This window comes from Paenibacillus sp. LjRoot56, from assembly GCF_964253335.1.
GTDB lineage: Bacteria > Bacillota > Bacilli > Paenibacillales > NBRC-103111 > Paenibacillus_E > Paenibacillus_E allorhizoplanae.
Genome location: NZ_CAXURV020000001.1, coordinates 1833973 through 1846391, shown reverse-complemented (window position 1 = coordinate 1846391; position 12419 = coordinate 1833973). Strand labels below are relative to the sequence as shown.

Genomic DNA, 12419 nt, shown 5'->3' with positions numbered 1-12419 from the left:
AGGCGAAAGCAAACATGGAATTTATTTATACGGAACCGATCGGATTGACCGATCTGGCTGTGCTCGAGGTCGGCACACAAAGTTGCCTGCCTAACATGTCATTCGGGCCCTCTGTAAGAGATATGTACATCCTTCATTACATTCACAGCGGATACGGCACTTACTCGACAGGAGGCCGAACGGAAACGCTTAGCCCTGGTGAACTGTTCCTCGTTATGCCGGACACCGTCCACTCGTATCATGCTGATCCGGATGAGCCCTGGCACTACTCGTGGTTCGGCTTTGTCGGGACGTTGGCCCCCCGTCTGGTCGAACTGGCCGGATTTTCTGTCCTGTCACCTGTTCGGACGGCTGACTCGTTACTGTCCATTGAATCTCTTTTTGGTAATTTAATGAGCCTGCGCAAGGAATCGGCCAAGGAGCTCCTACTGACCGCTCTGCTGTACCAAATATTCGGAACGCTAGCCATACCGGACGATGCGCCCCCGCTAAGAGCTGATGTCGGACACCATGTACGCAATGCCGTTTCCTTTATGAACACCCGCTATGCCGATCGAATAACTCTAAACGAAATCGCTGACTATGTAGGGTTGGATACTAAATACCTATGCCGTCTTTTCCAGCAACGCCTGTCCATGTCACCTTACCGATATTTGACCGATGTTCGGATGAGAAAAGCTTGCCGCCTTCTCCGCAGGCAGCTTCTCGGGATCGCCGAAATTGCCCAATCCGTGGGCTACCAAGACCCCCTCATGTTTTCACGCATGTTTAAACGGACCATTGGTCTTTCACCAACAGCATATAGAGAGAAGGCCAAATTGGAGAGTGGAAATACATCCTATGAAACTTCCTGATTATTCCTAAAAATGAAAATAAGCCTATCGATGGCAGGCTTCAAATAGTATATAGTAACTAACCTATATGAAAAGAAAATAACCCCACTCAGGTTAGCGCCATAGGGTAGGGGTTATTCATTTCCGGTATGTCACTTGGAGTGTCTCCATCCAAGTGTTGTGCAGGAGACGGACCGCGAATCCGTCTCTTTTGTTATATTTACTCTAACATACTCAATTCATATTCATACCCGCAAATAATTATTAATTGCCACTTAAGTTTTTGAACCATTAATCAAAATCGTAGCGTTCTTCTTTCCAGGGATCTCCGTACATATGGTAACCATTCCGCTCCCAGAAGCCTGGCTTATCCTTCGCCATGAACTCGATGCCTCGCAGCCATTTGGCGCTTTTCCAGAAATACAGATGCGGAACCACCATCCGTACAGGTGCTCCATGGTCAGGTGTCAGCAACACGCCATTATGTCGAATGCCTAGGAACGACGTCTCCAACAGGAAATCTTCCAGTGGAAGATTTGTCGTCCACCCATGCTCCGCATGCAACATCACATGAGTTGCTTCTGGTTTCAACTTCACCTTGCTCATAAGCTCTGAGACGGCAACGCCTTCCCATATATTGTCCAGCTTGGACCATGTCGTGACACAATGTATATCGTTAGCAAATTCCTTGCGCGGTAGCGCCATGAAATCCTTGTACGAAATGGTGAACTCTTCTTCCACCAAACCGAACAAACGCAAATCCCATTTGCTCATGTCGTTGTAGTAGGGCACGGACCCATAGTGCAGCACAGGCCAGCCTTGTGTCAGCGTTTGCCCAGGAGGAACACGATCATTCGGATCCTGCGGCAGCTTTTGCCCAAATTGCATGGAAAAACCTCCATCCGTTCTACTTGCATCGAAATCAAAATAACTTAGTCGTTACCGATATAGGAGCCGTATTCCGCAGCGCTTAATAAGCCTTCCAATGCTTCCGGTCCTGAGATTTCAACCTCAACCATCCAGCCTTCACCGAAAGACGCACTATTAACTAGCTCTGGCGAGCCTTCCAGTGTGCTGTTCACAGCCGTTACTTTGCCTGATACCGGACAGAAAATATCCGAAACCGTTTTGACCGATTCCACACTCCCAATGCTCTCATTGGCTGTTACAGAAGCGCCAACTTTCGGAAGCTCTACGAATACAATATCTCCTAATTGATCTTGTGCAAAATCGGTAATCCCTATGCGAACCACCGTATCCGATAGCTTTTCTACCCACTCGTGCTCTTTGGTGTATAACAAATTGGCTTGTACGTTACTCATCAGTCCACGCCTCACTTACTTACAAATTTTGCTTTTAGCTTAATCTACTGTGAACATCAAAGTCAAGACGGCTGTACGAGAAGCTGTGAAAGGACCATGCCGAACCTCCGCTGACCCTCTAGATCAAAAGTTATTGTTGACAATCCACACCAATTTAGACACATAATGAAGTTAAGTAGGCTAATTAAATATTGGCGAATGAGGATACAGGGAGAGACTGCCGAGCACGATGGCGGCGCCGAAGGAGTAAGCCCAAAGCGGTGAATCTCTCAGGCAAAAGGACCTGTATCGGACGCGACTCTGGAGAGCTTCGAGCACTCGTTAAACACGGGAAATCGGACACCCAAGGGGAAACTTAACGGTTGAGCGAATAGGTTCTTCCGTTCTAGGCAACTCTCAGGTACAAAGGACAGGGGCAAAAGGTATGTTTGTGTTGCATACCTTTTGCTCCTTTTTTGCATTCCTGGAAATAATAACAACGGAAAATCACTCGATGGAAGGTGAGGTTATACGCATGCTGAAACGAACACCGCTCTTCCCGATTTACGCGGAACATGGCGCGCGAATCATTGATTTTGGCGGCTGGGAGCTGCCTGTACAGTTCACTGGCATTCAAAAAGAGCATGATGCTGTCAGGAGTCAAGCGGGGCTTTTTGACGTGTCGCATATGGGTGAAGTACGTGTTCAAGGCCCGGATGCTTTCGCATTTGTACAACGCGTTACGACGAATGATGTATCCAAACTGGTAGAAGGACAGTGCCAGTACAGCCTCCTATGCTACCCGAGTGGCGGTGTGGTTGATGATCTGCTCGTTTACAAGCTCAGCAATGATGACTACATGCTTGTTATCAATGCCTCCAACATTGAGAAAGATATCGCTTGGCTGCAGCAGCACCTGACAGGTCAGGTCCAGCTGAGCAACATTTCTGATGAGACTGCCTTGCTGGCATTGCAAGGTCCGAAGGCTTTAAACATTTTAGCTAAATTGACCGACGCACCGATTCACACATTGAAGACCTTCCATTTCCTCTCTGATGTGAAAGTTGCCGGAGTAACAACGTTGCTATCCCGCACCGGTTACACAGGTGAAGATGGCTTTGAACTGTATGTCGATCAAAAGGATGCGATCTCACTCTGGCGGAACCTGCTTAAAGCTGGAGAAGAGCATGGGCTCATCCCGACTGGTTTGGGTGCTCGAGATACACTTCGCTTTGAAGCACGACTCCCCCTTTACGGACAGGAGCTATCCTCGGAGATTTCGCCGCTGGAGGCAGGACTTTCCTTTTTTGTAAAGCTGGATAAAGGTGATTTCATAGGGCGGGATACCCTGCTCGAGCAAAAAACAAATGGTGTGCCACGTATACTTGTTGGCATTGAAATGCAAGAACGCGGCATTCCGCGTCCTCATTATGCCGTATACGCTGAAGGTAAACAGATTGGTGAGGTAACAACAGGTACGCAGTCTCCAACGTACAAAACGAATGTCGGCTTAGCTCTGATTGATTCCGCGTATAGCGCCCTAGGTACGGAAGTCTTTGTAGAGATTAGAGGCGCGCAAGTGAAAGCTTCAGTCGTTACTACCCCTTTTCACAAAAAGAAATGATCCCCGAATCCGGGTTGAAAGGAGCGTCCTTGGCTATGAAACATCGTTATTTACCTATTACGGAACAGGATCAAAAGGAAATGCTGGAAACCATCGGCATCTCCTCCATGGAAGAGATGTTTAGCGATATCCCCCAGCAGGTGCGGTTTCAGGGTGAACTGCAAGTGGGGAATGCCCTCAGTGAACAGGGATTACTCCGATATATGCGCGAGTTGGCAGGGCGCAACGCGGATTTCCAGCGCTACGCCAGCTTCCTCGGCGCTGGCATCTACGATCATCACCTTCCGGTGGTGATCAATCATGTCATCTCGCGGTCCGAGTTCTATACCGCGTACACGCCTTACCAACCGGAGATTAGTCAGGGGGAATTGCAGGCGATTTTTGAATTTCAGTCGTACATCTGTGAGCTCACCGGCATGGCCGTTGCGAACGCCTCGATGTACGATGGCGCAACCGCGCTTGCCGAAGCCGGCGCGCTAGCCAGCGGCGCGACGAAGCGCAGCCGTCTGCTCGTGTCCCGCGCGGTGCACCCGGAGGCGCGTGCTGTCTTGCGCACGTCCGCCCGCGGGCTGAACTTGGACGTCGTCGAGATCGCGGTTACACCCGAAGGTGTAACCGATCTAGACGATCTCGCGTCCAAGCTCGAGAGCGACGCTGCCGCCGTCATCCTCCAATCGCCGAATTTCTTCGGCTGCTTGGAGGATATCGCGGCTGTGGAGCCACTCGCGCACGGCGCGGGCGCGCTGCTCGTCGTGAGCGCGAATCCGCTCACGCTCGGGCTGCTCGAAGCGCCGGGCAAGCTCGGCGCTGACATCGTCGTTGGCGATTGCCAGCCGCTCGGCATCCCAGCTGCGCTGGGAGGGCCGAGCTGCGGCTACTTCGCCGTCGCGGAGAGCTGGATGCGCCGCATGCCGGGGCGCATCGTGGGCCAAACCGTGGACCGCGATGGCAAGCGCGGATTCGTGCTTACGCTGCAAGCGCGGGAGCAGCATATACGACGTGAGAAAGCCACGTCGAACATCTGCTCCAACCAGGCGCTTCTCGCGCTTTGCGCATCCGTGTACTTGTCCACGATGGGCAAGAAGGGCATTCAGGACGTTGGCACGCTCAACGTCCGCAAAGCCCATTACGCGGCGAATCGCCTTGCCGCGTCAACCAAGCTTGCGCTGCCGTTCACTGGCAGCTACTTCAATGAATTTGCCGTCAAGCTGCCGGACGGCACGAACATCGAGGAGCTGAATCGTCAGCTCCTTCACAAGGGCTTCATCGGCGGCTACAATCTCGGCCGCGACTATCCAGAGCTAGCCGGCCATATGCTAATCGCCGTCACCGAGCAACGAACACGCGAAGATATCGATGCCTTCGCAGCCGCATTGGAGGAACTCGTATGAACAACGAAAAAGCCCTTATTTTCGAAATGAGCCATCCTGGACGCGTCGCGTATTCCTTACCTGAATCGGATGTTCCCGACGTGAATATCGATGAACTGCTTCCTGCCAAGTTTCGGCGGCAGCTCGAACCTGACCTACCCGAAGTATATGAAGTCGATGTCATCCGCCACTACACGGCGCTATCTCGTCGCAACTTTGGCGTAGATAATGGTTTCTATCCGCTAGGCTCGTGTACGATGAAATATAATCCCAAAATCAACGAAGACGTCGCCCGCTTCCCCGGCTTCGCCCATATTCACCCGTATCAGCCGGAAGAATCGATACAAGGCGCAATGGAGCTATTGTACAATCTCCAACATGATCTCGAAGCGATCACGGGCATGGATCGCGTAACCTTGCAGCCTGCGGCTGGCGCACATGGTGAATGGACGGGGCTCATGATGATTCGTGCTTATCACGAAAGCCGCGGCGAGCATCGTACCAAGGTCATTTGTCCAGATTCGGCGCATGGCACGAATCCAGCCAGTGCAACGGTTGCTGGGTTCCAAACCGTAACGATCAAATCCGATGATCGCGGCCTCGTCAATCTCGACGAATTGCGCCGTGCTGTCGGCTCCGACACTGCCGCTCTCATGCTGACGAACCCAAACACGCTCGGCTTGTTCGAAGAACAAATCGTCGAGATCGCCGAAATCGTGCATGCTGCAGGCGGTCTGCTTTACTATGATGGCGCGAACGCGAATGCCATTATGGGCATCACGCGACCAGGGGACATGGGCTTCGATGTCGTCCATCTCAACCTGCACAAAACCATGAGCACACCGCACGGTGGCGGCGGTCCAGGTGCTGGCCCTGTCGGCGTTAAAGAGCGGCTGATTCCTTTTCTGCCGACGCCGCTCGTAGCCAAGCGCGAAGATAACAGCTTCTATTTCGACTACAACTATCCGCAGTCCATCGGTCGCGTCAAAGGCTACTACGGCAACTTCGGCATCCTTGTCCGTGCCTACACGTATATTCGTACGCTGGGTCCCGAGGGCTTGCGCAAAGTATCCGAATACGCTGTGTTGAACGCCAACTATATGCTAGCTCGATTAACGCCGTATTTCGACGTACCGCATCCCCGCTTCTGTAAGCATGAATTCGTGCTATCTGGGAATCGCCAGAAGAAGCTGGGCGTACGTACACTCGATATTGCCAAAAGATTGCTCGACTTCGGCTACCATCCGCCAACGATCTACTTCCCGCTCAGCGTGGAAGAATGCATCATGATCGAGCCGACGGAAACGGAAAGCAAGCAAACGCTCGATAGCTTTATCGATACGATGATCGCCATTGCCAAAGAAGCAGAAGAGAATCCAGAGTTGGTTAAAAATGCCCCATACACAACTGTTGTCAGTCGGATGGATGAGGCGTTGGCCGCTCGGAAGCCAGTTCTGAATTGTACCTGCGGGTAACACGCACATCAAACTTACGCGACAATATGTGAAAAGGCTGATCCCTAAAGTAGAAATGCTACTTTAGGGATCAGCCTTTATTTGGTGTTATGACCTCATTCTAAGATTAACTCCTAATTTCACTGAGATGACCATTTCACAATCAACGAATTTGCATCTGCAAGAAAGATAGCTTTTACTCCGCTGTTATCCATATCTTTCCCAATTTCGGCTTTATTCAGGTGTTTCACAAAGTCCTCCATATGCTTAGCAGCCTGATCAGGTCGATTCATATCCAGTTTATGCTGTGCCTGCTTAAGGGCGTTGCTCAACTGCGATGTTAATGATTGACTTAAAGAAGCACTATAGCGAGTAAGCAGCTGATCCATGGCTTCAATGCTGGTTGTCACATGGATTTGGACATTTTTAAGCAATTTATTCCCAGCTATATCTTCAACCATGATAGATACATGATTACTTCCAACTTTTCCCGCTAAATCAAAAACTACGCTTGAGCTCCTTGTCAGATCTAACGCATAGACCGAGCCGCTAACCGTGATCTGTGCAGATGCTAATCCAGATAGATTATCGGACACTTGGAAGGTTAGAGGCAGATGATCATCAAACGAGTCTCCCTCCCTTAACTCATTGCCATTGATCAAAAACGTATAGCTAGGCAGTGTTACATCAACATGTACGGTCTGCTGTTTCACTTCTTCCACATTGCCTGCCTTATCCACGGAGTGGTACTGGATTGAATAAGAACCGTCTTGCGGTAGTATAAACGGTCCCGAATACGCCGTCCAATTCGTCGAATCACCAAGTGTGTATTCCGTCTTGGCTACTCCAGATAAATCATCAGCAGCATGTAACGATACGACATTCGACGTGTACCAGCCGCTGTTAGCCGCTCCTGCCATAGCAAATTCGGTAACTGGCTTCGTTTGATCTAAGAGGATCGAGACTGAATCTGACATTGGCGATTCGACAGATAGACTCGTAGAAGTCACCTTATAGTAATAACGTACTGCAGGATCAACTCCACTGTCCGTGAAGCTTGCTGCTCCTCCCTGATAAATAGGCGCATAGGTGCCACCTGCACTGGTTGATCTGTACAGTGTATAGGAGGTTGCCCCGATCGCTTTGTTCCAGGAAAGCTCCGCAGAATGGGATGTTGTCGAATCAACCTGAAGTCCCCTTAAAGGATCATGTGTCTGTGTTTGATCAACAATCATCAGCCAGTTAATCAACGGATCCTGTGAGGCTGTATTTCTCACCGTAACCGTGATCGTGCCATCCGTCACATCAACAGAATTTCCATAGACTGTATTGGAAATATAAGTGATCGCATTCTTTTTAACTCCATTGATATATAAGTCAGCTTTCCTAGAGGCATTATTCCATATATCGTTGAAGCCTGTGTACACGGTGTAGGAACCATTTTTCACATTAAACTTGTAGGTCAGGTCCGTACCCGCAGGGGAATTACTAACATTGCCGCCATTCAGATATCGGAGTGTTGAGAAAATATCTCCACTAGCTGACCCTGCTGAATTCGAATTCGTTCCTACATAGCCCCAAGGAGCTGGATCGGCAACGTTATACGCCTGTTCAACTACGTCCTTATTAACAAGTGTATCTTGAAGGTATGAGGTTAACAGGCTGTAATCACTTGTCGCATAACCACCGCTGTTTACGAAATAGATGGTCTTATCAGGAACGGCGTAGATTTTAAACCGTAACGCTTTATTATTAAACTGTGGAAGAACAGCCTGTAAGGTATACACACCTGGAAGTGCAAATGTATTCGCCGTTATAGGCTGTGAATTGACTGACCATGTTACTGCGGTTGTCGTTGCAACCGTTGCACCACTTGGGAGTACTGCTACCTGAGCCGGTAAATTCAGTACTGCTCCCGTAGCAACAACTTCAGGCAATTTCAGATTAATGTCCATTTTGCCCATACTGTTCAATACATCTTTATTCCAAGTGCTATACCATCTTATCGAGATATCCGTACCTTGCCCAAATTCAATGGGCAGCCATATATATTTGGCACCGCCATTTGTCGTAAACTGTCCGCCATTCCAATCGTCCCCCACATAAATGAATTTTCCTTTCGCGGGGTCAACTGGGATCACAAATGTCGATTGCGATTTAAATGCTGTCATGGGGTCTGGATCTGATGTCGATGTCCTTACAAATGGATTCACCGGCGTTGACCAAGGGCCAAACATAGAATCTGCCACACTGAATTTATTCTCATTCGGAGACCAACCAGTTGCACCGGAAGTGATCATGTAATATTTTCCATTAGTTTTAAAAATAGCTGGAGCTTCACGCTGAGTACCTGGAAATACTCTCACATAATCTGAGCCGTAAACAGCCTTATAGCTAGAATCGCGGACAGGTTTGCCGTTAGCATCTACATGGCCATCTGTGTGCCAGCCAGTCACGTCAGAGTAATCATCCAACAGCTTGGAAATATAGATCGTTAAGTTTTCTTCACTGGAATAGATGAGATATCCCGTACCATCATCATCTTTAAACAAATTCATATCGCGTGCCATACCAGGGTTACCAGGCTGATAATCGATCTGCCCCGCTGGTGCTTGATCCATGCGGTAGCTCTTCTGGTAGATAAACGGCCCTAAAGGTGAATCACTTATGGCATAACCAGCTTGCGCTTTGCCATAATTCGCGTTGTTATTATACGGATCTTTATCTCCATCAATATGAGCCCACATGACATATTTTTTTGTTTTATCATTATAGATAACTTTGGGTCTCTCAATAATTCGGCCCATTCGAATATCTGCCCAGATGTTTATCGTATCCGTTCTACCGGCATAGAGCGCGGAAATATAAGGATCGTTCGTAAAATCGTCCATTGATTTTACCATCGTCAGTGCCATACCTTCATCTGTCCAATTATACAGATCCGTGGAAGAGTAAACTCTCACTCCAGCTGCAGGCCATGCACCTTTATGGTATTCACCGTACCAATAATATTTCTGCGTTTTCTGATCATACATGATACCTGCTCCATGGGCATCAATGGGGTTACCACTGATATCTGACCAGACCGTACCAGGTGTAAAAGCCGTTCTCACTGTACCTACGCCAAGCGGATCGGATAAGGCTGATGAGATCCCATTTATGACGGCAACTATTTTATAAAAGTATCCTGTGCCTTGCGTTAAGCCTGTATCGATATACACCGTATTCGGACCGTTGTATATCTGACTATACGTTCCAGTCGCACTTGAGGATCTGCTTAGTTGATACGTTACGGTTGTTCCTTGCAGGGCATCCCAGGTTAGTGCAGCTGTTGTATCTGTAACTGATGTTGCTTGGAAATTTCCAGGGGCATCATAGCGATAAGTAGAAGCCTCTACAGATGCTGCTGGAGATTCACCAATCGAGTTATAAGCTTTGATTTGATACTTATAAGCTGTGTTAGGATTTAAACCTGTATCTACGTAGTTTAATGCTGTCCCATCATATACCTGAGTGAATGTGTTCCCCGCATCAGCAGATCGATACACCCGATATCCAGTTGCCTTAACTGCCGCTGTCCAACTCAAATTGATTTTCGAGGCATTTACGGCTGTTGCAGTCTGTCCCGTAGGTGCTGCTGGTGGTGCTGGCGTAGTCCGCACACTTATTTCGGAGGACCATTGCGATTCCGTCAGTCCGCCATAGAGAAAGGCTACTTTATAATAATACGCGGTATCTGAAAGTAACCCCGTATCCATAAAGTTGTTGGTTGTGTTATTAGATATAAAGGTGTAACCGCTATTTGCCGTCGTTGAACGATAAATATTGTAACTAGTTGCCCCGTCTACTTGCGGCCAATTCAGGGATATCGTGGAGTTGGTTTGAGTGTTGGATTGAACCCCTGAAGTGTTGACAGGCGGTGCGTCCGTTACTTTCACATCATCCAAATAAATGGCTTGCCATTTATTCCGAATGCCGATTTTCCCACTTGGAAATGTGGTGTCGTTCTCATCAAAAATTAGTTTATCAACGCCATTGTTAACGATATAGCATCTAATGGAATTTCCGACCGTAACCATTTTTAGCGTATACCACGTATTTTTGTTCATGGAATAACTGAAGCTTCTTATCGTTGTATCCGTTCCGTTGATTCTTTTGGAAAGAACCAAGCCAGTAGTCGTTTGCATTTGGAAATAATAAAAATTTCTATAGTCCTGAACTCGCGCCAGAATACCCGGGTAAGCTCCACCGGCACCTGTATAGAATCGCATAGTAACGGTAGCATTCGTCCATGCAGCATCTCCTGCGGTAATAATCCCTTCACCAGCGTCCGTCTGATTTAACATTTTATTACTGGCATCTGTGGGGTCTGTATTCACTTTCCATGTTCCAGAGGTTGCTGTCCATACAGGATTAGTCGTATAATCGCCGTCCGAGAAATCATCCTGCAAATAGGTCGTGGGTAGCGCAGGAGCCGCTGAAGCTTCTGGTTGTTTGGTGAGATTAAGAGATGTAATGGCTATCAACAGCAAAAACCATCCTAACAGTTTGTGCTTTCTATGCATCATGCTCCGTCTCCTTTTGTGGTTGAGATGAGGTGGGTTGAGTGATGAGTAAAGTAACCTCCCGTACATCAAATTTCGCTTTGCGATTTCATCACCTCTGTCTATATGGTAGAACCATAACCCGCATCTGTGTAGTCTACATACCGTCTAACACTGAACAATCCTTCCTTTCGCAGCATGAACAAAAGCAACTTATATGAACTCTCGCGTCTTCCAGCTGCTTGTAAACATGGATTCTATCATTGGACTTTTTTGCATGTTATAAAAATGGAAAAAGCCCTCATCTTGTCTGAACAAGATGAGGGCTTCAAGATTAGATTAAGATCCGGAACCCGGTTCGGGTCCCCTTCACACAGACAGCTTCTCCACCAGCTCGTGCGAAGCCAACACCAGATCTCCGCGAATGCCACAAGCATTCGGATTATCCAGCGAGTCCAAGAAATGCTGGACGACACCAGCGAAGCCTCTACGCTCTAGCACGGTGTCCCAGCTGCCGAAGGTGCGCAGGCGTGGAGCGGCATTTTTATCATAAAAGACTGCTGACTCCAAATTCGTCACCTCGACGGATCTTCCACTGCCGTGCAGCTCCACCTTTTCCAAATCAACACCAGCGAGTCTGACCATACTGTAGGAGCCTATCGCGGAACCAAAGCCCAGCGTGCCTGAGGCATGCAGCAGCTTGCCGCTATCGTCCACTTGTTGATGGGAGGCCATCACTTCGTAAGAGCTTTCTCCTAACCAAAGTAACGTGTCCAACATGTGGATCAAATCGTCATACAGCGTTTCTTTGGCACTGTGTCCTTGCAGCTTGGTACGATGTTTGACGGCTGAAGCCACATCGAATCCGCCCGCTTCCTGCAACCACGTCTTCGCTTCGATATATAGAGGTGCGTAGCGACGGTTGAAACCCGCAGCTAGCAGCACACCTTTGCGCTCCGCATAGGAAGCCATTTCCACGGACTCTGCCCACGCATACGAAAGCGGCTTATCTACATAGACCGCAACGCCATGCGCGATGCACCTCATCGCAATATCATAATGCGTCGACGTCGGGCTATGCACGAAAACAGCATCCAACCCAAGCGCTAATAATTCATCCAATTGTGTCGTCCCGAAGGGCACTCTGTACTTCATTTTCATACGTTCAACGGTCGCAGCCGTTGAGCTCATAATTCCAACAAGGTCCACCCGTTCATTGACGGAAAGCAGCGGTAAGTATACCTTTTGCGCAATATCGCCTAAGCCGATGAGGCCAATTCTTTTTTTTGACAT

General features: G+C 48.7%; 8 protein-coding genes and 1 riboswitch. Of the genes, 4 read left to right on the top strand and 4 right to left on the bottom strand.

Annotation, left to right across the window (positions count from 1 at the left end; translation table 11 throughout):
- The first annotated feature begins 44 nt into the window (after positions 1–44).
- The gene (locus tag ACSQ8O_RS08245) at positions 45–854 is read left to right on the top strand and encodes an AraC family ligand binding domain-containing protein (protein WP_436241166.1); all 810 of its coding nucleotides are present in this window, start codon (positions 45–47) and stop codon (positions 852–854) included.
- A gap of 270 nt (positions 855–1124) precedes the next feature.
- Here the strand turns inward: ACSQ8O_RS08245 and ACSQ8O_RS08240 are convergent, their stop codons facing one another.
- Complete coding sequence (locus ACSQ8O_RS08240; RefSeq protein WP_436241165.1) at positions 1125–1721, bottom strand: sulfite oxidase-like oxidoreductase; 597 nt, start codon at positions 1719–1721, stop codon at positions 1125–1127.
- Positions 1722–1765: 44 nt separating this feature from the next.
- Positions 1766–2155 (bottom strand): glycine cleavage system protein GcvH, encoded by a 390-nt coding sequence (gene gcvH, locus ACSQ8O_RS08235; RefSeq protein ID WP_065857454.1) that lies wholly within the window; start codon positions 2153–2155, stop codon positions 1766–1768.
- A gap of 198 nt (positions 2156–2353) precedes the next feature.
- Positions 2354–2450, top strand: a riboswitch (glycine riboswitch).
- A gap of 213 nt (positions 2451–2663) precedes the next feature.
- Here gcvH and gcvT point away from each other — a divergent pair.
- From gcvT to gcvPB, 3 genes are read left to right on the top strand one after another with little or no spacing between them, the layout of a single operon-like run.
- Positions 2664–3758: a glycine cleavage system aminomethyltransferase GcvT gene (gcvT, locus tag ACSQ8O_RS08230; RefSeq protein WP_436241975.1), complete on the top strand. Its 1095-nt coding sequence runs from the start codon at positions 2664–2666 to the stop codon at positions 3756–3758.
- Positions 3759–3793: 35 nt separating this feature from the next.
- Positions 3794–5149, top strand: coding sequence for an aminomethyl-transferring glycine dehydrogenase subunit GcvPA (gcvPA, locus tag ACSQ8O_RS08225; RefSeq protein WP_436241164.1), 1356 nt, complete (start codon positions 3794–3796; stop codon positions 5147–5149).
- Positions 5146–6603 (top strand): aminomethyl-transferring glycine dehydrogenase subunit GcvPB, encoded by a 1458-nt coding sequence (gene gcvPB, locus ACSQ8O_RS08220; RefSeq protein WP_436241163.1) that lies wholly within the window; start codon positions 5146–5148, stop codon positions 6601–6603. Before gcvPA ends, gcvPB begins: the two co-directional genes overlap by 4 nt.
- Before the next feature lie 119 nt (positions 6604–6722).
- Here gcvPB and ACSQ8O_RS08215 read toward each other — a convergent pair whose 3' ends face one another.
- Complete coding sequence (locus ACSQ8O_RS08215) at positions 6723–11150, bottom strand: OmpL47-type beta-barrel domain-containing protein (protein WP_436241162.1); 4428 nt, start codon at positions 11148–11150, stop codon at positions 6723–6725.
- Between the two features lie 345 nt (positions 11151–11495).
- Positions 11496–12419, bottom strand: a complete 924-nt coding sequence (locus ACSQ8O_RS08210) for a Gfo/Idh/MocA family protein (RefSeq protein WP_436241161.1) — start codon at positions 12417–12419, stop codon at positions 11496–11498.